Source organism: Bacillus sp. XT-4, assembly GCF_050864245.1.
Taxonomy (GTDB): domain Bacteria; phylum Bacillota; class Bacilli; order Bacillales; family Bacillaceae; genus Bacillus; species Bacillus altitudinis.
This window is the reverse complement of record NZ_JBPAFI010000001.1, coordinates 120,375-145,131: the sequence shown is the minus strand read 5'-3', so window position 1 is coordinate 145,131 and position 24,757 is coordinate 120,375. Positions and strand designations below refer to the sequence as shown.

Genomic DNA, 24,757 nt, shown 5'->3' with positions numbered 1-24,757 from the left:
CACCTATAGAATCACATCATGTCTGGCCGTTTGCTCGTTTGGAGAACACAATTGAACGAAACGGGGGTTATATGATGACTGAACAATTGCAGTACAAACCGGGGCTTGAAGACATTGTGGCAAGCGAAACGTCAATTTCGTTCCTAGATGTCCAGCAAGAAGAAATTGTGATTCGCGGTTATGACCTCATCGAGCTGGCACAAAACAAGACGTACTTAGAAACAGCCTATCTGCTCATTTATGGAAGATTACCAGATGCAATGGAATATCACCAATTTCAGCAAGATATTTCCTCACAAACAAGCTTACATCCAACCATTCAAACCATTTTGACAAAACTGCCAAAAACCACTCACCCAATGGATGCCATGAGAACGTGTTTATCTGCTCTTGCAGGGTACGATGAACAACTGAATGATCGATCAGAAGCATGCCAACAAGCGCGTGCCGTTCGATTACTTGGCCAGCTACCAGCGATTGTTGCGGGAAGCTATCATATTCTCACACAAGACACCACACCTACTCCAGACCAGACCAAATCCTACACTGAAAACTTTCTAGCGATGTTAACAGGCCGCACTCCGGCACAAGACGAAATCAAAGCATTTGACCAAACACTCACGCTTTATAGTGAGCATGAGCTGCCGAATTCAACATTTGCAGCAAGAGTCATTGCATCTACTCATTCTGACATGTATGGTGCTTTTACTGGAGCGATTTCTTCATTAAAAGGTGACTTACACGGAGGCGCAAACGAAGCAGTCATGCACATGCTGCTCGAAGGCAAAACAACAGAAGGTTTCCTTGCGCTCATCGAACGTAAATTAGCCGCAAAAGAAAAAATGATGGGCTTTGGACACCGGGTATACATGAGAAAAATGGACCCAAGAGCGGCTCTTTTAAAACGATCGTTGAAAACGCTTACCGAATCAAAAGGAGACACGACGCTTTATGACATGTGCGTCGCAGGCGAGGCATACATGAAAGAAAAGAAAAACCTCTATCCAAACCTTGATTATTACGCAGCACCTATTTATTACGTGCTCGGCATTCCTATTTCACTTTATACACCGATTTTCTTTGCTGCGAGAGCAAGCGGATTAGCAGCGCATGTCATCGAGCAGCATTCACACAATCGGATTTTTAGACCGAGAGTACGGTATTTAGGACCAAGAGGATTAAAAGTCTCAAATGATGATGGAAAAACGGGGGAATGAAGATGAATAAAACAGCAGTAGCCAATCAAACAGATCAACTATTAGAAGACATTGCAGCCTATGCCGTGGATGGAGAAATTACGAGCAAAGAGGCCATTGAAACAGCTCGGTATGTACTCATGGATACACTCGGCTGCGGTATGCTGGCGCTCAACTTTCCAGAATGCACGAAGCATCTTGGACCAATCGTACCTGGAACTGTTGTCCCTAACGGAGCAAGAGTGCCCGGCACTTCATTTGTGTTAGATCCTGTTCAAGCGGCTTTTGATATTGGCTGTATGATTCGCTGGTTAGATTATAATGACACGTGGCTTGCACAGGAGTGGGGCCATCCCTCAGATAACCTAGGCGGGATATTGGCTGTAAGCGATTATATCAGCAGAACACGCCTTGCAAACGGAGAAGAGCCGCTAACGATGAATGACGTACTGCATGCGATTGTAAAGGCACATGAAATACAAGGTGTGCTTGCTTTAGAAAATTGTTTGAATCGAAATGGCTTGGATCATGTTCTTTTTGTCAAGGTGGCATCAAGTGCAGTCATTTGTGCAATGCTTGGCGGAACGAAAGAAGATGTACAGCATGTATTATCACAAGCATTTGTGGACAATTCACCGCTTAGAACGTACCGGCATGCCCCAAACACAGGATCAAGGAAATCGTGGGCAGCAGGGGATGCCACAAGCCGTGCGGTGAGACTGGCGATGATGACATTGAAAGGAGAAATGGGCTATCAAACGCCCCTCAGTGCAGAAAAGTGGGGGTTTGAAGATGTGTTAATGAAAGGAAAACCACTCACACTTGCCCAGCCGCTTGGGTCATATGTGATCGAAAATGTACTCTTTAAAATTGCTTATCCAGCAGAATTTCATGCGCAAACTGCCGCTGAGGCCGCTGTCATTCTACATGACGCGGTAAAAGACCGTTTAGATGAGATTGACAGGATAGAGATTACGACACATGAATCAGCCATTCGAATTATTGATAAAAAAGGACCGCTTTACAACCCGGCAGACCGTGACCATTGCTTGCAGTATATTACAGCCATTGGGTTAATCTATGGTGAGCTGACCGCTGATCATTATGAAGAAGAGACGGCGCAGAATCCGCTCATTGACCGTTTGCGTGATCAAATGATCGTGAAAGAAGATAAACGGTATACAGAAGACTATTTAGATCCGAAAAAGAGATCAATTGCAAACTGTGTTCAAATTTTCTTTAAAGACGGTACGATGACAGATCGAATCGAAATTGAATATCCGCTTGGTCATCGCAGAAGAAGGCAGGAAGGGATCCCGCTGCTTGAAAAGAAATGGGTGTATCATTTGAAAACGAGATTTCCACAAAAACAAGTCGATCAAATTGTTTCACTTTGTCAAAATCCAAATCAATTAAAAACAACGACAGTACCAGCATTTATGGACTTATTTGTCATATAAGGGGGAGCTAGTGTGTGGATCGTGAATGATGAAGTAAATCAAGCTGACTTAGCCGCAGCTTTTAAAGAGCAAATGCACAAATCCGCTTTATTTCAAATTCCAGGCGTTCACGATGGAATGTCTGCGCTCTATGCGAGGAAAATGGGATTTAAAGGGCTTTATTTATCGGGTGCCGCTTTTTGCGCAAGCAAAGGGCTTCCTGACCTCGGTATGATTCATTCCACTGAAATGGCGGAAAAGGCAAAGGAAATCATTCGAGCTTCTCAGCTGCCTCTTTTAGTAGATATGGATACTGGCTATGGCGGTGTATTAAATGCAGCCAGAGCAGCAAAAGAGATGGTTGAGAGCAAGGTAGCTGCTGTTCAAATTGAAGATCAGCAAATGCCGAAGAAATGCGGACATTTAAACGGAAAATTACTTGTTTCTGTAGAAGACATGATGGCGAAAATCAAAGCGATCAAACAAGCGGCTCCTACACTTCTTGTCATCGCAAGAACGGATGCGAAGTCAGTAAACGGGATGGAGGATGTGATTCACCGGGCTAATCTCTATCTAGAAGCAGGAGCAGATGCCATTTTTCCCGAGGCGCTGATTACAGCAGAAGATTTCACGTATGCCTCAAACAATATAAAAGGGCCGCTTCTTGCAAACATGACGGAGTTTGGAAAAACACCTTATTATCATACAGACGAATTTTCTATGTTTGGCTTTCAAATGGTGATTTATCCTGTGTCATCCCTGAGAGTTGCTGCAAAAGCGTATGAGCGTTTATTTACAGAGATTAAAGAAAAGGGGACGCAGCAGGGAATGCTGGAGGACATGCAAACGAGAAAAGAGCTATATGAAACGATTCATTATGATGAATATGAAGAAATGGATCAGCATTTAGCCAAAACGATCCTGCCGGAAATCGGGAAAGAGCATTCATAAGATGAAAAGAAGACAAAGGGCTAAAATAAAATTCATTTTAGCCCTTTGTCAACAATTTGAAGCACTTCCGTTTAGGAAGTGCTTTTTTTTACGATGATGGTGTGGATGATGAAGCCAATTTCATCTTTTCTTCAACTGTTTTCGTTTTTTCTTTTACTTTTTCAGCATAAGTGAAATCACCGTAGCAATACGGATAGCGGAAGTTATCTTTGTCGCCCCCGCATGTATAGACTTCAGGGTTTCGCTTCACTTGCTTTTTGGAGTATTGCTTTGCCAATTTTTCGGAATGTTTTCCCCCGTTTTTTGCAACAAAATCAATATAGCCGATTCCCATGTTATAGCTTTGAATAATGGTTTCCAAATCAACGCCTTTTTTCTTCCCATGCTTGTACATGGTCGAAAAATGATGGACTCCTTGTTTAATGCTTTTCTGAGGGTCATTGATTTCATTTCGTTTCAAACCAAGAGATTCAGAGGACTGCATTGGATCTCCGCCTCTGCCTTTTGATTCTTGATACATCATACCGAGAATTAACGCGGTATATTGATCTAAATCTTGATCTCTTAACTCTGTTTCTACAAGCGGTTTGTAATCATCCAATCTCGACAAAACAATTGATTCCGTATCAATCGGCAGCTTTTTTAACTCCTTTTGATTAAAGGAAATGACAATGGCCGCTAATACGCAAACAAACAGAAAAATCGTGAAACAGCCTGAAATGGCAAAACATCCTGTTTTTTTCTTTTTCAAGGTCAGTTCACCCCTGTTTTGCCCCGCTTTTAAAAGGGAAGTACAGCCTTTATATTATGCCATATCCTGCACAGGATACCAAGTGAAAACCTTATATTCAATCATAGCCAAACGTAAATTCTGTTCTTGTTTTCAGTCTATAGCAGAAATAAACAAAACCGATCATGAGCCACACCATGCCGATGATTAATGCATTTGTACTGATGCTTGTTAAGAGCCAAATACAAAAAGCCGTTCCGCAAAGAGGGATGATGGCATACCTCAGTGTGTTTAATACACCTCTTTGTTTTTGTTTGATGAAATAGTAAGCGAAAACAGACAAGTTAACAAACGTAAATCCAATTAATGCCCCGAAGCTGATAAACGAGTAAATGACCTCAAGCTCACCAACAACTGCGGTTAACGAGAAAACACCAATTAATAAAATATTAAATACAGGCGTTTTCAATGTTGGGTGAATATAACCGAAGAAACGCTTTGGTAATGATTGATCTCTTCCCATCGCATACAAGAGTCTTGCGGCACTTGCATGTGATGATAGGGAGGAAGAGATGACAGCGACCATGGTGCCGGCTAAAAAGAATGAGTGGAGAAACGCTCCGCCCACAAATTCCGCAATTTCAAGTGATGCCGCATCTGGATGCTTGAACTGTTGAAAATTTGGAAACACTTGCTGTAAAAAATAAGAGGTGAGGGTAAACAGCACACCTCCAATAGCGACCGTTAAAAATATGGCGAGAGGAATCGTTCTTTTTGGTTTAATTGTTTCCTCAGACATAGTCGAAATCGCATCAAATCCTAGAAAAGAAAAACATAAAATCGTTGCGCCGGAAAAAATAAGGGCGGGATCTAAGCTTGCTGAATAAAATGGACGGGTTGACAGTAACTCTCCCGTGCCTGCATGCTGCGTGAGCCCATAAATAATAAACCCAACAAATGTAACAGCGACAATCACCTGAAAGGTCACAAATAGCGCTGTAATGTTGGCTGTAAGACGTATACCGATTACATTGACAGTCGTTATGGCGATAGCAAGTATGATGATCCAAATGTAATGAGGTACATCAGGAAAGGCTGCGGTTAAATATGCACTTCCGATTGCAAAATTCACCATAGGCAAAAATAAATAGTCTAGCAATAGTGTCCAGCCTACAAGGAAGCCGACGTGAGGATGAATACTTTTTTGCGCGTATGTATATGCAGATCCTGCTTTTGGAAAAGCCTTCACCATATTCCCATAGCTAAGCGCTGTCAATAGTAATGCCAGTAAAGTAAAGATATAAGCTGCAGCAACGTGTCCTTTCGTCAGCTGAGCAACAATGCCGTATGAATCAAATACGACAAGTGGGTCCATATAAGCAAGCCCGATCACAACAAGCGGAAAAACAGTCAGGCTGCGTTTTAGTCTTGGCTCTTCAGTCAATTTGCCTATCAGCTCCTCTAAAAAAATGTATAAATAATGCTCATTTTAAAAAGAATGCTACCACGTGTCAATGCTATTTGAATAAATCTTTTTTCAAAAGGTGTGGAAGCTTTGCATGCTACACGTTTTGGTATATGATGATACATAGAATAAGTCGTGAGTTGACTGACAAGAAAGGTGAAGCGAAATGAAGGAAGAACTGAATACAAATCAAGAACAGGAACGGATGGAGCTGGACGAAGAAAGTCTATTTCTTGTCTCCCAAACATTTAAAGCCTTATCTGATCCGACGCGTATTCGTATTCTGCATTTGCTGTCTCAAGGTGAACATTCAGTAAATGATATAGCAGAAACACTAAACCTTATGCAATCAACCGTATCTCATCAGCTGCGCTTTTTAAAAAATCTTCGTCTCGTGAAATCTAGACGAGCAGGGACCTCGATTTTTTACAGTCCTGAAGATCAGCATGTGATGGAAGTGCTTGAACAAATGATACACCATGCACAGCATGATTGAGAAAAAACCTTCCTACTTTTATATAGGAAGGTTTTTTATGCATGATGTACTTGGGTTGATCGTTTATTTGCTTTCATCATTTGATAAGAAAACACAATATAGTAAGCCGCTAGAAGGAAAAAGCTGAGTATTGTCAGCACATCATCGCTGACAATATGCTGATACAATTCAACGATATCCATTTTGGTGATCGCATGTGTTGTCAGATTGACCGATTTAAATGCAAGCCTAGATAAAAACAAACATAAAATAAAGCTTTCAATCCATTTACTTGTTTTCATATACAGCCGGCCATTTTCTAATTTCATCTGAATCGTCTGATAGGCGTGAACGGCGAGACTGCTCCCGAAGATCATGCCAATGACGGCATAGATAAAAATACTGTGATTTTGCCATCCTTCTGATAAGAGAATAAGGGCAGTGAGACTAAATACATACATTCTCATGAAAAGATTTACCGGGCGCACAAGCTGATAGCGTCTCATTCGATTCATTCGAATGATGATCCAGACGAGCATGACGATCCCGATCATGAACAACTGCCATACGTGATGTGTCATGATGCAACCTCCTCCTGCACAGGCAGGGATGTAAACGAATGCTGGCTGTTACTTATCATTACCATTCTTTCTTTTTTTATCAAATCAAAACCTATATTTATGAAAAAGAGGAAAAGTCATGAAAATCGATCGCATTTTGTCCATTGTGATGATACTGATTAGCAAAAGGCAAGTACAGGCGAAAGACCTCGCTGAACTACATGAAGTGAGCGTAAGAACCATATACCGTGACATTGATACGATTAATCAAGCGGGGATTCCAGTTGTCACAAAACAAGGCGCAGGGGGTGGAATTTCACTCGTTGACGACTATCGTCTAGAGAAAAAATTATTCACCGATGATGATATTGAACTGATTTTAACAGCTCTTGAAAGCATTACGAGTGCATACACCTTTAAAGAAAGTGAACATGTACTAAAGAAAATGAAATCCCTGATCCCGCCTCAAAATGAGAAACAGCAACATGTCTTTATTGATTTAAGCTCTTGGGGGAAAGACAGCTACTTAGAAAAGAAGCTCCAGCTCATTCATACCGCTGCCTCAGCGCATCAATATATCCAGTTCACCTATCGCAATGCAAAAGGCGAAACACTTCCTAGAAAAGTAGAGCCTTATACACTTGTCTTAAAAGGAAGACACTGGTATTTGTATGCGTATTGCTGCGTGAAAAAAGCGTTTCGTCTGTTTAAACTCAAAAGAATGTCAGACCTTATCACGCATTCAGTATCTTTTCTTCCTAAACGAATAAAAAATGAAGACAAGCCTTGGAATGATTCTTGGCATGAAGAACCTTCCGTCAGTACACTAACGCTCAGGTTGACTGAAGATTCTGTTGGTAAAGTGAAGGAATGGATAGATGAAAATGAATTCACCGTATGTGCAGATGGTACGTATCTTGCCACAATCACTTTGCCTCAGGATGATTGGTTATATAGCTTTCTTTTTTATTTAGGGCCAGATGTCGAGATTGTCTCTCCGCTATCCGTTCGGGAAGCATTTGATCTAAAGTTGAAACAATTTCAAAAACCAAAAGGAACTTGACACAATGTTGTCAGGTTTCTTTTTATATGATGGAAAAAAAGGAGATGAGAATGTATGTACGATATCGTGATTTTACAGAAACAATGGATCAAGGGATTATCTGTTCGAACAACAAATGAAATGGAGCAAACAAACGAGCGGAAGATTGCACCGCTTTGGCAGCAATTTTTCACGCAGCAGCTCGACGGGGGCCATGCGCCAGTCATAGGGCTGTATTCAGATTATGAAAAGGATGAAAATGGCGCTTATTTGTTCACAGCGGGGCAATTGGTTGACCAGCAGCTAGCACAAGATGCAAAAGAGATTCCAGGCTCCACCTACGCAAGATTTCAAACGAGAAAGGGCCCGATTGAAGAGGTTGTGTTTGAAACATGGCAGCAGATTTGGAGCTGGGATCAGCGTCACTTGCGAACATATACTGGCGATTTTGAATGGTACGACGAACGATCGATTGATCCAAAAGAAGCACAAATTGATATTTATATAGCAGTCGATGAAAAAATAGTTGCTAAAACTAATGGTATTAGTTAATATAAAACTAACGACATTAGTTTTAGGGGGAAAACAAGATGAGATTGACAACATTTGACCGTTTGCACCAGCTTACACTCATGCCGCGTATCTTTCCGGTAAATTGTTATGTATTTGAGGAAGAGAATGAACTCATCTTAATTGATGCAGCTTTGAAAATGGCAGCAAGCTCGATCATTGAATTTGCACATCAATTAAACAAACCCATTAACAAAATTATTCTGACTCATAGTCATATGGATCATATTGGCGCACTAGATGAAGTGAAAAAGGCTTTTCCAGAGGCAGTTGTTTATTTATCGAAACGAGATGCTCGCCTGTTTGCTGGCGATTTCTCTTTACTTCCTGGTGAACCAGAGAAAAAAGTCAAAGGCAGTTTTTCAAAAGACATTCTCACAAAACCAGACGTGCTTGTTGAAGAAGGGGACGAGATTGGGTCACTTAAAGTCATTGCCACACCAGGACATACACCAGGAAGCATCTCTTTATACGATGAAAAGTCAGGGGTTGTCATTGCGGGTGATGCAGTTGTGACAAAAGGCGGTTTATTTGTAACGGGTGAGTTTCGTTTGACCTTCCCATTCCCGGCTTTTGCCACTTGGGATGCAGAAACAGCACTAAAAAGCGCTGAAAAATTACTGGCACTTCCCTTGTCTTGTCTCGCAGTAGGACATGGTGATCTCATCATAGAGCCTGAGGCAAAGCTCAGAGCTGCTATCGAAAAAAGGAAGCATCAGCTACAAAAGGGAGGACAGTAAGCCATGTCTCCAAGAATGGGTATCACACAAGAAAAAATTGTTGAATCTGCCATCGAATTTGTCGATGAAGAGGGCTTTTCCGCTTTAACCATTGCTACATTGTCCAAACGGCTTAACATCAGACCACCATCTCTTTACAACCATATATCCGGTCTTCATGAAATACAGGCAGCTCTTGCTGTTAAGGGGCTGACAATGCTTTGTGAGGCCGGCAAACAAGTAACAGCGGGGCTGGAAAAAGAAGATGCTGTTTTAGCATTTGCAAGACAATATGTTCAATTTGTTCGTCAGCATCCCGGTCTTTATGAGGCTGCTTTTTCACATATGAATGAAAAAGAAGTCAGTGTGGCTGCAGAGAATCTTGCTGATCTTGTCCAATCCATCATGTCTCGGTTTGGTGTAAAAGAAGAGGACATGACGCATGTCGTCAGAGGGCTTAGAAGCTTACTGCACGGCTTTGGAGATATTTCAAACAAAAAAGGATTTCAACGGAAAGAACAGCTTGAAGATAGTGTGAGCTATGCGGTCCGTCTTTATATTGCAGGCATCAAAGAGCAAGAAGATCTGTCTCATTGACAGGTCTTTTTTATGTATCGAACCGATTTGATGAAGGAGATGTAAACAAATCAAAACATTTTTTGGGCAAAAAACCAATAAAGATTTGACAGTTTTGTGAAACATGGTATGCTTATTATGTGAAATAATTCACATAGAGGAGTAGAGGCAGATGAAAAGAAAGCCTGTTTATGTGGAAACAACCATTCAAGCACCTATTGAAAAAGTATGGGAGTATACGCAAAATCCAAAGCTTCATGAACAATGGGATTTGCGATTTTCGACCATTTCATTAAATGGACCTAGTGATGAACAGCCCCAATCCTTTTTGTATGAGAAACACCTTGGATTCGGCATTAGTGTAACTGGGACAGGAGCGTATCGAACGAGCGTGAAGGATGAGCGTCATGAAAGAGCATCCTCACTTCAATTTAAATCATCACACCCTTTGTCTTTCATCAAAGAAGGCGGAGGGTATTGGAAATACATGGAAACGAATGATCACATTGTGTTTCAAACGCAATTTGATTATGAAACAAAGGAAGGAAAAGGGTGGAAATGGGCAGACCGGTTCTTTTTTCGGCCAATGATGGGGTTTATGACTGCCTTTAGCTTTGGCGCATTAAAGACGTGGCTTGAAAAGGGAACGCATCCCCGTTTGCTGCTAGAGAGAACACTTGCCCATTATGGCATTTGTTTGTTGTTTGCCATCGTCTGGTTATGTCAAGCGATCATTCCTTTTTCACCTTCTGCTTTTGATCATAGCACCGGATTTCGATTGTTTTATGCGCTATTAGGTGTATCATGGCTCATGCCTAAACTGCCAAAAAAATATATATTCATCCTTCAAAGCATTTTTCTGCTACTGATGCTTGGTATAGGGATTTTATCGCCAGAAACGACTCTGCACGAGCCGCTGGTGCTGAGTGCATTTTTCATTTTATCCGTTGCAGGAATGATTAATTTAAAAGATTGTGTAGATGTGTTTTCGATCAAACGAAAAAGGGGAGGTAGACATGGTCGTTCATCATCATCAAGTAAAGGACTACGATAAGCTGCATCCAACATTAAAAGAACGTTATAATCGCGCGTTTACGGCCGAAGGCATCATGGAGGAAATAGGAGGCGGGACAAAGCTCATCCGATTGTTATTCAAAATCGGTCCATTGTTTCGCTGTTTTTTTCCTGAAAGAGGGCGAAATATTCCCTTCCAAATTGTGAACAAGCCTTTTACGACAAGTAAGGGAGAAGAAGGGATGCACTGGTTTCGAACGTTCTATTTTCCTGACAAGGAAAGACATTTTGATGCAGATATGATCATTGATCAGAAGAGCCATCAAGTACTAGACTACTTTGGAAAACCTAGGCTTCTTGTGTCAGAGCTTCATTTTACAGTCACGGAAAAAGGATTCTTGCACATTCAATCAGGTAAGCAAAAGTTTTTGCTGTTTGGGCGGGAGTGGCCACTGCCTTCTTGGCTTTATGGTGAATCTGATGTAACAGAAGGGTACGATGAGCATGCAGGTGAGTATACGATTGATGTTCAAGTGAAAAATCGCCTTTTTGGCACTCTTTTTACTTATAAGGGCCGGTTTACGGAAAGGGTGTCACCTCATGAATAAATGGCATTTGATGTGTAGCATCATGTTGATGGCTTGCTTTCTCGTTACACGTTTGACGACAGCTCCCATACCAGAATTTTTTGTTTTGATTGCGATATTATTTTTTCTTCCCGCTTTCTTACACTTTTTTTATCAGGAAGAGAAGAAACGGCAGCAGAAGGGGCTGATCGGCTTCATAATGAAAGCCTTTCCAGTAGCAGCTCTATGTGCAACAGGCGCATTCATCTATCATTCTCTCTGGCTTGCATTGGGATGGCTTTTCTTTACAATGATTCTGGCTTTATTTAATTTCACCCGTTTGCTGAAAAGAGGGGCCCATCCGCTTCATGAGCTGATGATCGATGGCGCATGTATGTATATCGCTCTAGGTGGACTTTGGTTCTGGCTGTACATAGCAGATATACAAGTGATGACATTTTCACCGATGATTGTACTTTTGACCGCTATTCATTTTCATTATTCGGCTTTTTTTATCCCTATCTTTTATGGATTATTAGGAAGGCAGCGCAAAAAAGAGACGACGCTATACAAAGTGGGTGGCTGGGTTATTTTACTGTCGCCAGTGATGATTGCTGTTGGAATCAGCTATTCTCGCCTGTTTGATACGTTCAGCGTCGTTCTTTATGTGATCGCACTTTATTTGTATGGAATTTTATGTATGACAACTTCTTTTCGTTCAACTGTTGCAAAAGGGTTCGTTGTGTTTTCTAGCATCATGTTAATGGGAACCATTGTCCTATCATTCCTTTATTCTGCCGGAATGCTTTTACATGTTAGCTACATCAGCATGGATCAAATGATTTGGTTTCATGGCAGTATCAATGCAAGTTTGGTTATTTTACCAGGCCTCATTGGATGGTTGATTGAAAGACCAGCTGATCGATTGAAACAGAAGGATTTTCCGATATCGAGAGTTCACGGTCGTTTTCAGGTCATGTCTTTTCAACATGACCACATGCAGCATGATGAGAAGATTGGTTTAGTCGATTCTCTTGACCAATTAAATGGAAAGGCATTTTCAGCAGAGTGTGTGTCACCTGTTATTCGCAGATTTTATGAGGACCCGATGTCATTTACGTTAAAAGCAGCCGTCTGTTTTCATTGGTGGGTAAGGCCGTTTGTCTTTTTGCTTCAACCTGTTTTTAGACAAATAGGACAGCTCTATTTAGGGTCATCACGAATGCCATATGAAATGCCGGGGAGTCTTTCAAGATTTCAACATCCTCTTGAAGAAAGGGAGAATGTACGTGTGTGGGTCAGGCGCAATGAGAAAGGCGAGCAAGTCTTTTATGCGCTCTATGCCCAGCACCATGATGAAGAGACAGTCTATATGAATATTGCTTTGCCGCTTCCTTTTTCACAGCTTACGGCTATTTTAAAACCTTTGAATGAAAAGGAAGATTTTCTATTAAAAAGTAAAAGTCCAAATGGCAGTACGGGTGATGAAGGATTGTATTTGCATACGTCTTTCATCACCATGAAACTGCCAATGGAAGAAAGCTTTCATATGAAACCGGAGACGGAAAAAAGTCTCACAGCAATTCATCAAATGAAGCTATTCGGTATTCCTTTTTTAACGATTCAGTATCAAATCGACAGTGAAAGCCACTCATCTTAATCAATGATGTCGCATGGTTCACCGTGACGAATGATGTTCACAATCGCTTGCCCATCACTCGGATGATGATCTGCATACTGTACTGGCAGTAAAGCAAAAAATACATAGTAGACTGAGAAGTAAGCAAATTGATAGAAAAATTGATGTTCTGGCAGGAAATCGTTGGCGATCATTGTGTTCAATATGAGAACACTGAGCAGGTTGCATAATGATCCGCCTAAGTAGACAAGAATGTGTGAGAAACGGTTATTTCTCCTCATTTCTTCATAGTGGCAAAATGCATCAAGAAAATAGATTCTTCTAATTTCAACGACGCCTATTTTCAATACTTTTTTGCCTCGGCCAAGCGCAAACGAAACCTTTGCTCCAAACAGCCAGGCGACTACAATATGGCCCAGCTGATGCAAGATGGCAACGATAGGAAGAATGACGAAAAACGACCAGCAAAACGTCCACATATCTGATAATGTAAACAAGTGTTAACCCTCCCTGAAATATTCGAGAGGAAGCAGTAGGATTATTTGCCATTTTACCGAATTCATTTTCATGATGCAAACATTTAATAGACTACTATAAAATGATTATGTAAACTAAAAAATTTCAATCAATAGTCTTTTTAACCCTTTCTTTTAGAAGAGTAGGGTGTGCTACAATTAAGAAATTAGTGGAAGACAAGTGGTCATCTAGCAGAAGAAAAATGTGACCTTTTTTATGCAAGATTGAAAGGGAGAGAGATTCTAATGGCAGATATTGAACAGTTTTTAGCGTTAGACATTCGTGTTGGGACGATAGTAGAAGCAGAGTTCTTTGCAGAAGCGAGAGTGCCTGCTTTCAAGCTGAAGATTGACTTTGGGGATGAGATTGGCATAAAACAATCTAGTGCACAGCTGACAAAACGATATCAGGCTGAGAATCTCACTGGGAAACAAATTATTGCAGTGGTCAATTTCCCGCCAAGAAGAATTGCCGGGTTTAAATCAGAGGTGCTTGTCTTAGGAGGCATGCCGTCAAAAGAAGACGTTGTCCTGCTTGCCACCGATGAGCCGGTTGAAAATGGCACCAAAATAGGGTAAGAAAAAAGACATCTTCATCAGAAGATGTCTTTTGCGTATTGAGGCGGAATAACCACACGCCACATTCGTGTGTGTCTCAAAGAGACGTGTTACCCGACTTACACAATTCAGCTCATCGCTTGATTAATATAGCATGGGATTGGTATGAATGCAACCATTATTTGAGTTCTCTTTGTTTTTGGAAGATAAAAAGAAGGTTCATCTCCTCATATCATAGAAAAAATGACAAGAAATCAATTATTTGGATTATTTTTTCAAAAAATATTGAAAAGTCAGATCATATTTTATAAAATGAATTCATCTTAGTTTGTTTAATCGATAAACTAAGATGGCGATCATCTATTGATCTATTGTTTAAAGCACATGATTTGCTGCTATGTGGGCTAAGCTGAAAGAAAGAGATGTTCAGCTTCATTTTTACAACGAATTGAAAGCGCTTTATTTTTCGACCTATTGATTGCTGCTGCCCTGCACCATCTGTCCGTTAGAAGAGGCTAAGTGAAGAAGGGAGAAAACTCATGGTGAGTGAGAATTTAAAGAAGATTCGTATGTCTGAAAAAGTGGGGTATGCTTCAGGAGATTTCGCATGTAATTTAATTTATGCAACTGTCTCTACGTATCTATTATTTTTTTATACGGATGTGTATGGATTATCAGCAGCAGCAGCAGGGACGATGTTTTTGGTGGTTCGGGCCATTGATGCGCTTGCAGATCCGTTTATTGGGGCGATGGTTGACCGAACGAACAGCCGTTTTGGCCGGTTTAGACCTTATTTGTTATTTGGTGCGTTACCTTTTGCCGTTCTTGCCATTCTTTGTTTTACGACACCGGATTTTTCCGAAATGGGAAAACTCATTTATGCGTACATCACGTATGTCGGTTTATCGCTTACATACACGTTCATCAATGTTCCTTATGGTGCTTTAACTTCCGCAATGACAAGAAATAACCAAGAGGTCGTCAGTATTACGTCTGTTCGTATGCTTTTTGCAAATCTCGGTGGTTTAGTTGTTGCTTTTTTTGTTCCGTTTCTAGCCACTTTTTTGGGTGATACAACAGGAAATACAGCGCTTGGCTGGCAGATGACAATGGCATTTCTCGGCGTTCTTGGGGGCGGATTACTGATTTTCTGTTTTAAAAGTACGAATGAGCGCGTCACGCTTCAAAAGTCAGAGGAAAAGATCAAGTTCAGTGATCTCTTTGTCCAGTTACGAGTGAATCGTCCGCTTGTTGTGTTAAGCATTTTCTTTATCATTATCTTTGGTGTGAACTCGATCAGCAACTCAGTCGGGATCTATTATGTGACGTATAACCTCGGCAGAGAAGATTTAGTGAAGTGGTACGGCCTGATTGGCAGTCTGCCAGCTTTAATGGTGTTGCCGTTTATTCCTAAGCTGCACAAGTTGTTAGGAAAGAAAAAGCTGCTGAATTATTCATTATTGCTGAATATTGTAGGCCTTCTTGCATTACTTGTGATCCCGCCGAGTCAAATCACTTTAATACTTATTTTCAGGCTCGTTGCGGCTGCAGGGAGTATTACAGCAGGTGCTTACATGTGGGCACTCATTCCTGAAACCGTTGAATATGGTGAATATAAAACAGGGAAAAGAATGGGTGGACTGATTTACGCAGTGATTGGCTTCTTCTTTAAATTTGGGATGGCCTTAGGCGGCATCGTTCCAGGGCTTGTCCTTGACCGATTTGGTTATATTGCAAATCAAGTGCAAACACCAGAAGCTTTACTGGGCATTTTAATCACGACAACGGTGATTCCTGTATGCTTACTCATTTTAGCGATGGTTGATATTAATTTTTATAACCTAGATGAAGAAAAACATAAAAAAGTCATACGAGAGCTTGAGAATAGAGACAAGGTGTATATCGATCATATGGACGACTTTAAAATGTAGCTCTCTGAAAGAGGAGGAAATTCAATGAATATTACCAATCCAGTGCTCAAAGGGTTTAACCCTGACCCAAGTATTTGCCGTGCGGGAGAGGACTATTACATGGCGGTTTCTACATTTGAATGGTTCCCGGGGGTGCAAATTTATCACTCGAAGGATCTCGTCCACTGGCGGCTCGCCGCGCGTCCCTTGCAAAAAACTTCTCAACTCGATATGAAAGGAAATCCTGATTCCGGCGGGGTATGGGCGCCGTGTTTAAGTTATGCGGATGGTCAGTTTTGGCTCATCTATTCTGATATTAAAGTAGTAGATGGTCCGTTTAAGGATGGTCATAATTATTTGGTCACAGCTGACGCAGTAGATGGCGAGTGGAGCGATCCGGTTCGACTCAATAGTTCTGGGTTTGATCCTTCCTTGTTCCATGATCCAAGCGGAAAGAAATACGTGTTGAATATGCTGTGGGACCATCGAGAAAAACATCACTCCTTTGCAGGTATAGCCTTACAGGAATATAGTGTATCTGAAAAAAAACTGGTCGGTGAGCGGAAGGTCATTTTTAAAGGCACGCCAATCAAACTGACAGAAGCCCCGCATCTTTATTACATCAATGATGTCTATTATTTATTAACAGCTGAAGGGGGAACACGTTACGAACATGCAGCCACAATCGCCCGTTCCTCACGTATTGATGGGCCGTACGAGGTTCATCCTGACAACCCAATTTTAACGGCTTTTCACGCGCCTAGCCATCCACTACAAAAATGCGGGCATGCTTCCATTGTACAAACGCATACAAATGAATGGTATTTGGCTCATCTGACTGGCCGCCCAATTCATTCAAGTAAGGAATCCATTTTTCAGCAAAGAGGCTGGTGCCCTTTAGGAAGAGAGACAGCTATACAAAAGCTTGAATGGAAAGATGGCTGGCCGTATGTGGTAGGCGGAAAAGAGGGGCTCCTAGAGGTTGAAGCGCCTGCGATGAGCGTAAAAGAGTTCTCTCCAACCTATCACATAGTCGATGAATTTAAAGATTCATCGTTAAATAGACATTTCCAAACATTAAGAATCCCATTTACGGATCAGATTGGTTCAGTGACGGAAAATCCTCATCATTTAAGGCTGTATGGGCAGGAATCTTTAACGTCTAAATTTACCCAAGCGTTTGTTGCGAGGCGCTGGCAAAGCTTTTATTTTGAAGCAGAGACAGCGGTTTCCTTCTTTCCGAAAAACTTTCAGCAAGCGGCAGGTCTTGTGAATTATTATAATACGGAAAATTGGACTGCACTTCAGGTGACTTATGACGATGCGCTTGGCCGTATCCTTGAGTTATCTGTGTGTGAAAACCTGGCCTTTTCTCAGCCGCTAATTAAAAAAATCATCATCCCAGACGAGATTCCGTATGTGTATTTAAAAGTGACCGTTCAGAGAGAGACGTACACGTATTCTTATTCTTTTGATCAACAAGAGTGGGAAAAAATAGATGTACCGCTTGAATCGACCCATTTGTCAGATGATTTTATTCGAGGAGGGGGGTTCTTTACAGGGGCTTTTGTTGGAATGCAGTGCCAAGACACAAGCGGTGAACGTCTGCCTGCCGATTTTAAGTATTTTCGATACGAAGAAACAACTGAATAAAAAAAGACAACACTCTAAAGGCTGTCTCTCTTTAACATGTATTCCATCATAACATGTATTCCATCATGGTGAAGGCGTGACATCACGCAAAAAAGCTTCAGTGACAAGAGATGTCATCCCTAAGGCTGGTGCGTTTTGTCCTAATGATGAAGGAAGCAGCTCCACCCGTGAGCTGAATTGTGCATCCATTCTAGAGGATACTTCATCTTGAATGACACTTAGAACGGCCTGCTCAGATTCAATGACCTTGTTTCGTAAAATAACGGCTTGTGGGTTGAAGGTATGCAGAACGTTTGTGAGACCTACCCCAATGTAAAAGCCAAAGTTACGCAAGGCATTGAGTGTTTTCATATCATTTAACTTCGCCAGCCGCTCAATATCTTGATAGGTGAATGGCTGACCATCTGTTTGGAGCGATTGGAACAGTGCTTTCTCAGATGCATACAGTTCCCAGCAACCACGATTTCCGCAGCTACATGTCGGTCCATTAAAGTCGATCGTCATATGTCCCATTTCACCAGAAAAACCGTTTGTACCTCTATATAAATGATGATTGATAATGATGCCTATTCCAATACCAGTGCCGATACTTGCATAGATCAGATGGTCATAATGTTTAGCAGCACCGAAGATTTTTTCACCGTACGCACCGGCATTTGCTTCATTCTCGATAAAAACCGGTACTTGGAATGTGTCTTGGAGACTTGTTTTTAGATCGACATTTTTCCATTTTGAATGAGGCGTAAACACAATTTGTTCATCTGCATCGACCAGACCAGGTATACAAATCCCTATACCAATCAGCCCGTATGGAGAAGAAGGAATGTGTGAACGTAACTGCTGAATCAATTCAATTAAAATACGGACGGTCACATCAGGTGTGCTGGATGGGAGCTTGAGCTGCTCATTATGAATAATCGACCCTTCAAGGTCTGTTAAAATGCCGTTGACATAATCAACACCGACATCAATGCCGATAGAGTAACCTGCACGTTTATTAAACATGAGAAGCACGGGTCTTCTTCCGCCGCTAGATTCGCCTTGACCGATTTCATAAACAAGATGTTCTTTCATTAATGTACTCACTTGAGAAGAAACGGTCGATTTATTTAACCCAGTGCGTTCAGATAATTTTGCTCTGGAAATTGGTGCATGGTGAAGAATTTCGTTTAGCAATAGCTTTTGATTTATTTTTTTCACAAAGTTCTGATCCGCAATATCCATTGTATCCACTCCATTTGTTTCGTCTTTAGATTAAGTGAAGAAAAGCCATTTTTTGTCGAGTTCATTCTCTATAAAACATGCTTTTCACTTTATTATAACGAAAATATTTCTAAAAAACTAAAAAATATGGAAAATTCAAAGAGATTAGTTGGTCAACTCGTTCATTTGTTTGTTGAATCAACTTACTAAGTGAATATATAGGGGGAATCACTTATGGTCAAATCAAATATGACTTCGTTAAGTCGTTTACAAGGGATTGGCAACATTCAATATGAAGGAAAACATTCAAAGAACCCATTCGCATTTAAATATTATGATCCGAGCGAAATGATTGGCGGAAAATCAATGAAAGATCACCTGCGATTCTCCGTCGCTTATTGGCATACATTGACTGCTGATGGAACAGACATGTTTGGAACTGGCACGATGAAAAGGGCATGGGATTCTTATAGTGGAATGGATTTGGCGAAGGCTAGATTGGAAGTGGCTTTTCAGCTCTTTGATCTATTGGATGTTCCGTATTTTTCATTCCATGACCGTGATATTGCACCAGAGGGCGACACGCTTCAAGAGACCAATCAGCAGTTAGACATCATCATAGAAAGAATGAAAGATTACATGCAGCAAAGCGGGGTTCGGCTTCTATGGAACACGGCTAATATGTTTAAGCATCCAAGATTTGTTCACGGTGCAGCGACATCCTGTCATGCAGATGTATTTGCCTATGCAGCTGCACAAGTGAAAAAGGGCATCGAAACAGCAAAGGAACTCGGCGCAGAAAATTATGTTTTCTGGGGAGGACGAGAAGGTTACGACACACTGCTGAATACAGATATGAAAAGAGAGCTTGACCATTTGGCGACCTTTTTGCATATGGCAGTCGATTATGCAAAAGAAATTGGATTTACAGGTCAATTTTTAATTGAGCCAAAGCCGAAGGAACCGACTACTCATCAATATGATACGGATGCAGCGACATCGATCGCCTTTTTAAAACAATATGGATTGGATACACACTTTAAATTAAATATCGAGGCCAATCATGCGACATTAGCGGGTCATACGTTTGAGCATGAGCTGCGTGTAGCAAGAATTCATGGACTGCTCGGTTCCGTTGATGCCAACCAAGGAAACTCCCTTCTAGGATGGGACACCGATGAATTCCCAACGGATTTATATGCCACAACACACGCCATGTATGAAATTTTGCAAAATGGCGGACTTGGAACAGGCGGTCTCAATTTTGATGCAAAAGTCAGAAGAGCCTCCTTTGAACTGGAAGATCTTCTGTATGCCCATATTGCGGGGATGGATGCATTCGCAAAAGGGCTGCGGGTGGCTCATAGACTCATAGAAGACCGTGTGTTTGAAGATGTGATCAAGCACAGGTACCGCAGTTTTTCTGAAGGAATTGGACTGGAGATTTCAGAAGGAAAGGCAAACTTTCATACATTAGAAGAATATGCACTGAAACATCCGCTCATCAGAAACGAATCTGGCAGAGAGGAACAGCTGAAAGCCAGATTAAATCAATATTTGTTAGAAGATTAATGGAGCGGGCGGATGTTTTGAAGGAGTGAACACATGAAGTATGTGATGGGAATTGATCTTGGAACGAGTGGAGTTAAAGCGATATTAGTAGATGAGAGCGGGAAGGTATGCTGCGAGACGACTAAATCTTACCGCCTCATTCAAAGCAAACCAGGTTATTGTGAGCAAAATCCTGAAGACTGGGTAGAGCAGACGATTGCCGCGATGACAGAACTTATGGAGAGAAAGCCTGTTCAGTCAAGGCAAGTAGAAGGCATCAGTTTTTCTGGACAAATGCACGGACTTGTTTTATTGGATGAATCCCTTCAGGTGCTCAGGCCTGCCATCTTGTGGAATGACACAAGAACAACACCGCAATGCGTGCTCATGACAGAAAAGCTAGGAGGCAGGCTGCAAGCGATCACAAAAAATCAGGCGTTAGAAGGGTTTACACTGCCAAAGTTGTTATGGGTAAAGGAACATCAACCAGAAATTGATCAACGAATCCATTTGTTTTTACTTCCAAAAGATTATGTCAGATATCGATTAACCGGCGCTATTCATATGGACTATTCTGATGCGGCTGGTACGTTACTGTTGGATATGGGAGAACAAGCATGGAGTGAGGAGATTTGTCAAACCTTTGATATTCCGATTCGTATTTGCCCGCCGCTCGTTTCATCGGAGGCGGAGGTTGGAACACTCTTGCCGCAGATCGCAAAGGAAACCGGGATGGCAGAAGAGGTGAAGGTTTTTGCGGGTGGAGCGGATAATGCTTGCGGTGCCATTGGTGCCGGCATTTTATCATCAGGTCACACACTATGCAGCATTGGCACATCAGGTGTCATTCTTTCCTATGAAGAAAATCATAACAGAGAGCTGAATGGAAACTTGCATTTGTTCCATCATGCAAAAAAAGACGCTTTTTATACAATGGGGGTCACTTTGTCAGCAGGTTATAGCCTCGATTGGATTAAATCTTTACTTGCTCCAAATGATTCGTTTAAAGACCTTTTAGCCGGAGCAAAAGATATAGCGCCTGGCGCAAATGGATTGCTATTTACGCCATATTTAGTTGGGGAAAGAACGCCTCATGCAGATTCAGTCATTCGTGGAAGCTTCATTGGATTAGACAGCCGGCATAAAAAAGCGCATATGGTTAGAGCTGTGCTTGAAGGAATCACTTTTTCATTAAATGAATCGATCGCTTTATTCAAGCAGGCCGGAAAAAGAATAGATGCTATTGTGTCCATTGGTGGAGGTGCGAGAAGTCATACATGGCTTCAAATGCAGGCAGACATTTTTCAAGCTGAGGTGATACAGCTTGAAAATGAGCAAGGGCCCGCATTAGGTGCAGCGATGCTTGCAGCAGTTGGATGCGGCTGGTACGAGTCACTTGAGGCGTGCGCGGATCAGTTTATCCATCAAGCGGTCGTATTTACACCAAATCAACAGCATGTCGATGTATATGATCATCTCTTTCGTTTGTATCAAAGCATTTATACACACACAAGAGACATTCATGCGGGTCTAGCACAGTATCGATAATCTAGTAGTGAGTAGGGGCATGAAAGGAGGTGATGAATTCATTTCATCTTAGAGATGACAGAATCAAAAGGATGAAAAAGGAGAGGAATGGACGATGAATTTGAGAAAATTAAGACTGCTGTTTGTGATGTGTATTGGACTGACGCTTATACTGACGGCTGTACCAGCCCATGCGAGAACCATTACGAATAATGAAATGGGTAACCATAGCGGGTACGATTATGAATTATGGAAGGATTATGGAAACACCTCGATGACACTCAATAACGGCGGGGCATTTAGTGCAGGCTGGAACAATATCGGAAATGCTTTATTTAGAAAAGGGAAAAAGTTTGATTCCACTAGAACTCACCATCAGCTTGGCAACATCTCCATCAATTACAACGCAAGTTTTAACCCAGGCGGGAATTCCTATCTATGTGTCTATGGCTGGACACAATCTCCATTAGCAGAATACTACATTGTTGATTCATGGGGCACATATCGTCCAACAGGAGCGTATAAAGGATCATTTTATGCTGATGGAGGCACATATGACATTTATGAAACAACCCGTGTCAATCAGCCTTCCATTATCGGGATCGCAACCTTCAAGCAATATTGGAGTGTACGTCAAACGAAACGTACAAGCGGAACGGTCTCCGTCAGTGCGCATTTTAGAAAATGGGAAAGCTTAGGGATGCCAATGGGGAAAATGTATGAAACGGCATTTACTGTAGAAGGCTACCAAAGCAGCGGAAGTGCAAATGTGATGACCAATCAGCTGTTTATTGGCAACTAAAAAAGTCAAAGAAAAGAGCCGGGAGCAAAACTCCTGGCTCTTTCTATCATAATTTTTCAACTTCGACTCTGCCGGAAAAGAACGTCGCACCGCCGCCCATATCTGCCAAACGATCAGGTGTGAGGCCATTCACCAAATGTTTTTTGCCTTTTTGGTCTGCCCATAATCCCTGACTGACAACAACACCAGATAACACATTTTGTCCGACTGACACGATCAGCTCGCATTCTCCTCGATCATTCAGCACACGAACCATGTCCCCATCTTCAATCTGTCTTTCTTTTGCATCTTGTTCATTCATATGAAGCTTCGGAAATTTCTCTAGCTTTTGATGCTTCTCATGAAGAGAGAAGGTGGAATTAAGAAAATTATGGTTTGGTCCCGGTATAAACGTTAGTGGATAATCACTTTCCTTGAATAAAGGTACATAGGTTGGAAGGGCTAGATATCCATCTTTTTTCATTTGTTCAGAGTAAAGCTCAATTTTCCCGCTTGGGGTAGGGAGCTTTAAATCTTCGAAAGGCCCTCGTTTTGCTTTGATCCACTTTTTCTCTTTTAACGCTTGATATGAAATGTTTTCATAATGCGGATTTTCAGGATGATGAAGAGCTTGTTCCATTAGTTCCGCATCTGTGTCTTTAAAGGCTTCATCTTCAAAGCCCATCGCATGAGCCAAAAGACGAAACACTTCAGTGTTTGATTTGCTTTCTCCATAACGTTCTATAACAGGTTCTTGAATTTGAATGTAATGATGCCAGTAAGAAGTATAAAAATCCTCGTTTTCAAAGGCAGATGTCGCTGGCAGAACAATATCCGCATAAGTAGCTGTCTCTGTCATGAACAAGTCATGGACAACCGTAAATAAGTCTTCCCGCATCAAACCGTCTCTTACTTTATTTGCTTCAGGTGTCACAACAGCCGGGTTGCATGAGTAGACAAAAAGAGAATCAATAGAAGGTTCTGCGTTCGTTAGCACGCTGCCCAGCTGATTCATATTAAATGTTCTAGGTTCGCGTTCCTTTAATAATTCCGGTCGCTGAAGAGCGATTTCATTATAACTAAGAAAAGAAGAGTTCGATTTCATCGCACCACCGCCTTTATGCAGCCATTGACCGGTGAGGGCAGGGAGGCAGGAGATGGTTCGAATACTCATACCGCCATTATCGTGATGCTGTAGCCCATTGCCAATACGAATGAGAGACGGCGTTGTCTCTGCGTACATTCTCGCAAGTGAGATGATGTCTTCTTTAGGGACACCCGTGATTTGTTCAACCGTTTCTGGATCGTACTGCTTCACATGCTCGCGAAGCTCATTGTGACCGACCGTGTAAGTCTCTAAAAATGACGCATCTGTGCGGTCTTCTTTAAAAAGGACATGCATGATCCCAAGAGCTAGCGCACTGTCAGTGCCAGGGCGAAGCGGAATGAACCAATCTGCCATCCGGCCCGTTTGGTTTTTGTGCACATCAATGACGACAATTTTAGCCCCTTGCTTTCGAGCTTTTTGTGCCAACGTGATTTGATGCATATTGGTTGAAACCGCATTGATGCCCCAAAAGATAAATAGTTTCGTGTGAATGGTTTCTTCTGGGTCTGTCCCGATGCTTGCGCCCATTGTATATTTATAGCCTGTTGTTCCGGCTGACTGACAAATGGTTCGGTCTAGCTGACTTGAGCCAAGTCGATAGAAAAAGCGGCGGTCCATTCCTTCTGCATTAAGATTCCCCATATTCCCATAGAAGCTGTAAGGCAAAATGCTTTCTGGTCCTTTTTCTTCGATCAGCTTTGTCCATTTTTGACGAATGGTTTCAATCGCTTCTTCCCACGTAATTGGTGCAAACTGCCGGTCACCTTTTTGACCTACACGTTTTAATGGCGTTGTCAGACGTTTTTCATCATATAAACGAGCTGTGACATTCCGCACTTTATTGCAAATGTTTCCTTGAGTGACTGGATGATCTGGGTCTCCTTGAACTTTAACGATCTTTCCGTTCTCTTTATGGATTAAAAGACCGCACTGGTCAGGGCAATCTAACGAACAAACTGATTTGAATATTCCGTCTTTCATTGCTGTGTAATCGGTCATACGTTTAGCT

At 41.7% G+C, this 24,757-nt stretch carries 23 protein-coding genes; 17 read left to right on the top strand and 6 right to left on the bottom strand.

The window, feature by feature from the left end; genetic code table 11:
• Window positions 1-74: 74 nt before the first annotated feature.
• Genes mmgD through prpB form a run of 3 tightly spaced genes read left to right on the top strand, consistent with a single transcriptional unit; the run spans window position 75 to window position 3,586 of the window.
• Window positions 75-1,217 (top strand): citrate synthase, encoded by a 1,143-nt coding sequence (gene mmgD / locus ACRRMM_RS00655; protein WP_025207495.1) that lies wholly within the window; start codon window positions 75-77, stop codon window positions 1,215-1,217.
• A 2-nt stretch (window positions 1,218-1,219) separates the two neighbouring features.
• Window positions 1,220-2,656, top strand: coding sequence for a bifunctional 2-methylcitrate dehydratase/aconitate hydratase (locus tag ACRRMM_RS00650; RefSeq protein WP_144740077.1), 1,437 nt, complete (start codon window positions 1,220-1,222; stop codon window positions 2,654-2,656).
• 12 nt (window positions 2,657-2,668) lie between these two features.
• Complete coding sequence (gene prpB / locus ACRRMM_RS00645; RefSeq protein WP_428828401.1) at window positions 2,669-3,586, top strand: methylisocitrate lyase; 918 nt, start codon at window positions 2,669-2,671, stop codon at window positions 3,584-3,586.
• Between the two features lie 88 nt (window positions 3,587-3,674).
• On the opposite strand, the gene ACRRMM_RS00640 is transcribed toward prpB, so the two are convergent.
• Both ACRRMM_RS00640 and ACRRMM_RS00635 read right to left on the bottom strand, forming a co-directional pair.
• Complete coding sequence (locus ACRRMM_RS00640; protein WP_017359484.1) at window positions 3,675-4,337, bottom strand: lysozyme family protein; 663 nt, start codon at window positions 4,335-4,337, stop codon at window positions 3,675-3,677.
• A 97-nt stretch (window positions 4,338-4,434) separates the two neighbouring features.
• Window positions 4,435-5,760, bottom strand: a complete 1,326-nt coding sequence (locus ACRRMM_RS00635) for an APC family permease (RefSeq protein WP_017367435.1) — start codon at window positions 5,758-5,760, stop codon at window positions 4,435-4,437.
• A 187-nt stretch (window positions 5,761-5,947) separates the two neighbouring features.
• Here ACRRMM_RS00635 and czrA point away from each other — a divergent pair, with 187 nt between their 5' ends.
• A complete protein-coding gene (czrA, locus tag ACRRMM_RS00630; RefSeq protein ID WP_007500691.1) occupies window positions 5,948-6,277 on the top strand; it encodes a Zn(II)-responsive metalloregulatory transcriptional repressor CzrA in 330 nt (109 codons plus the stop codon).
• Window positions 6,278-6,312: 35 nt separating this feature from the next.
• Here czrA and ACRRMM_RS00625 read toward each other — a convergent pair whose 3' ends face one another.
• Window positions 6,313-6,837, bottom strand: coding sequence for a mother cell-specific membrane sporulation protein (locus ACRRMM_RS00625; RefSeq protein ID WP_428828400.1), 525 nt, complete (start codon window positions 6,835-6,837; stop codon window positions 6,313-6,315).
• 118 nt (window positions 6,838-6,955) lie between these two features.
• On the opposite strand from ACRRMM_RS00625, the gene ACRRMM_RS00620 reads away from it, so the two are divergent.
• From ACRRMM_RS00620 to ACRRMM_RS00590, 7 genes are all read left to right on the top strand, one after another.
• Complete coding sequence (locus tag ACRRMM_RS00620) at window positions 6,956-7,879, top strand: helix-turn-helix transcriptional regulator (protein ID WP_129548342.1); 924 nt, start codon at window positions 6,956-6,958, stop codon at window positions 7,877-7,879.
• 54 nt (window positions 7,880-7,933) lie between these two features.
• Window positions 7,934-8,410, top strand: a complete 477-nt coding sequence (locus ACRRMM_RS00615; RefSeq protein WP_035703240.1) for a GyrI-like domain-containing protein — start codon at window positions 7,934-7,936, stop codon at window positions 8,408-8,410.
• A 38-nt stretch (window positions 8,411-8,448) separates the two neighbouring features.
• Window positions 8,449-9,168, top strand: coding sequence for an MBL fold metallo-hydrolase (locus tag ACRRMM_RS00610; RefSeq protein ID WP_428828399.1), 720 nt, complete (start codon window positions 8,449-8,451; stop codon window positions 9,166-9,168).
• Between the two features lie 3 nt (window positions 9,169-9,171).
• Window positions 9,172-9,744 carry a TetR/AcrR family transcriptional regulator gene (locus ACRRMM_RS00605; protein ID WP_428828398.1) on the top strand — a complete coding sequence of 191 codons (573 nt, stop codon included), beginning with the start codon at window positions 9,172-9,174 and terminating at the stop codon, window positions 9,742-9,744.
• Window positions 9,745-9,895: 151 nt separating this feature from the next.
• Complete coding sequence (locus ACRRMM_RS00600) at window positions 9,896-10,777, top strand: hypothetical protein (protein WP_428828397.1); 882 nt, start codon at window positions 9,896-9,898, stop codon at window positions 10,775-10,777.
• Window positions 10,740-11,345, top strand: a complete 606-nt coding sequence (locus ACRRMM_RS00595) for a DUF4166 domain-containing protein (protein ID WP_039963930.1) — start codon at window positions 10,740-10,742, stop codon at window positions 11,343-11,345. Before ACRRMM_RS00600 ends, ACRRMM_RS00595 begins: the two co-directional genes overlap by 38 nt.
• The gene (locus ACRRMM_RS00590; RefSeq protein WP_428828396.1) at window positions 11,338-12,963 is read left to right on the top strand and encodes a YndJ family protein; all 1,626 of its coding nucleotides are present in this window, start codon (window positions 11,338-11,340) and stop codon (window positions 12,961-12,963) included. Before ACRRMM_RS00595 ends, ACRRMM_RS00590 begins: the two co-directional genes overlap by 8 nt.
• On the opposite strand, the gene ACRRMM_RS00585 is transcribed toward ACRRMM_RS00590, so the two are convergent.
• Window positions 12,960-13,439, bottom strand: a complete 480-nt coding sequence (locus tag ACRRMM_RS00585) for a hypothetical protein (RefSeq protein WP_007500681.1) — start codon at window positions 13,437-13,439, stop codon at window positions 12,960-12,962. The two genes, ACRRMM_RS00590 and ACRRMM_RS00585, sit on opposite strands and share 4 nt — an antisense overlap.
• Window positions 13,440-13,703: 264 nt before the next feature.
• Between ACRRMM_RS00585 and csaA the strand changes: the two genes are divergently transcribed.
• The 3 genes from csaA to ACRRMM_RS00570 all read left to right on the top strand — a co-directional run bounded on the left by csaA (window position 13,704) and on the right by ACRRMM_RS00570 (window position 17,578).
• Window positions 13,704-14,036, top strand: coding sequence for a chaperone CsaA (csaA, locus tag ACRRMM_RS00580; RefSeq protein ID WP_017367427.1), 333 nt, complete (start codon window positions 13,704-13,706; stop codon window positions 14,034-14,036).
• Between the two features lie 518 nt (window positions 14,037-14,554).
• Window positions 14,555-15,946, top strand: coding sequence for a glycoside-pentoside-hexuronide (GPH):cation symporter (locus ACRRMM_RS00575; RefSeq protein ID WP_428828966.1), 1,392 nt, complete (start codon window positions 14,555-14,557; stop codon window positions 15,944-15,946).
• A 24-nt stretch (window positions 15,947-15,970) separates the two neighbouring features.
• Window positions 15,971-17,578, top strand: coding sequence for a glycoside hydrolase family 43 protein (locus ACRRMM_RS00570; RefSeq protein WP_025207485.1), 1,608 nt, complete (start codon window positions 15,971-15,973; stop codon window positions 17,576-17,578).
• A gap of 63 nt (window positions 17,579-17,641) precedes the next feature.
• On the opposite strand, the gene xylR is transcribed toward ACRRMM_RS00570, so the two are convergent.
• Window positions 17,642-18,802: a transcriptional repressor XylR gene (gene xylR, locus ACRRMM_RS00565; protein WP_047946553.1), complete on the bottom strand. Its 1,161-nt coding sequence runs from the start codon at window positions 18,800-18,802 to the stop codon at window positions 17,642-17,644.
• 213 nt (window positions 18,803-19,015) lie between these two features.
• Between xylR and xylA the strand changes: the two genes are divergently transcribed.
• The 3 genes from xylA to ACRRMM_RS00550 all read left to right on the top strand — a co-directional run bounded on the left by xylA (window position 19,016) and on the right by ACRRMM_RS00550 (window position 22,661).
• Window positions 19,016-20,353 (top strand): xylose isomerase, encoded by a 1,338-nt coding sequence (gene xylA, locus ACRRMM_RS00560; RefSeq protein ID WP_428828965.1) that lies wholly within the window; start codon window positions 19,016-19,018, stop codon window positions 20,351-20,353.
• A 33-nt stretch (window positions 20,354-20,386) separates the two neighbouring features.
• Window positions 20,387-21,880, top strand: coding sequence for a xylulokinase (gene xylB, locus ACRRMM_RS00555; protein WP_428828964.1), 1,494 nt, complete (start codon window positions 20,387-20,389; stop codon window positions 21,878-21,880).
• A gap of 94 nt (window positions 21,881-21,974) precedes the next feature.
• Complete coding sequence (locus ACRRMM_RS00550; protein WP_007500674.1) at window positions 21,975-22,661, top strand: glycoside hydrolase family 11 protein; 687 nt, start codon at window positions 21,975-21,977, stop codon at window positions 22,659-22,661.
• A gap of 46 nt (window positions 22,662-22,707) precedes the next feature.
• On the opposite strand, the gene ACRRMM_RS00545 is transcribed toward ACRRMM_RS00550, so the two are convergent.
• Window positions 22,708-24,747 (bottom strand): molybdopterin oxidoreductase family protein, encoded by a 2,040-nt coding sequence (locus ACRRMM_RS00545; protein WP_432450763.1) that lies wholly within the window; start codon window positions 24,745-24,747, stop codon window positions 22,708-22,710.
• Between the last annotated feature and the right edge of the window lie 10 nt (window positions 24,748-24,757).